The organism is Neisseria sp. P0009.S007, assembly GCF_051962515.1.
This window is the reverse complement of the sequence record NZ_JBQCVF010000858.1, coordinates 1-511: the sequence shown is the minus strand read 5'-3', so window position 1 is coordinate 511 and position 511 is coordinate 1. Positions and strand designations below refer to the sequence as shown.

Here is a 511-nt window from a genome sequence, read left to right as displayed (position 1 = left end):
GCGGATTGCCGAAGAGCTGAAATCCGAAATCGGCAGCGCGGTCGGCTATAAAGTGCGCTTTACCGACCATACTTCGCGCGATGCCTGCGTCAAGCTGATGACCGACGGCATCCTGCTGGCAGAAACCCAGACCGACCGTTATCTCGCCGCCTACGACACGATTATCATCGACGAAGCGCACGAACGCAGCCTGAACATCGACTTCCTCTTGGGCTATTTGAAACAACTGCTGCCACGCCGCCCCGATTTGAAAGTCATCATCACCTCGGCAACGATAGACGCAGAACGCTTCTCCCAACACTTCAACGGCGCGCCCGTGCTGGAAGTGAGCGGGCGCACCTACCCCGTCGAAATCCTCTACCGCCCGCTGACCAGCAAAGACGAAGACGATGCAGAAGTCGAGCTGACCGACGCGATTGTCGATGCAGCCGACGAATTGGCGCGCTACGGCGATATCTTGGTGTTCCTGCCGGGCGAGCGCGAAATCCGCGAAGCCGCCGAAGCCCTGCGC

The 511-nt window shown here is 59.5% G+C and carries 1 pseudogene; it reads left to right on the top strand.

Going from position 1 to position 511, the window contains the following annotated elements:
• Positions 1–511 (top strand): annotated as a pseudogene (locus tag ACTHS3_RS16785) (ATP-dependent RNA helicase HrpA); the annotation flags it as partial.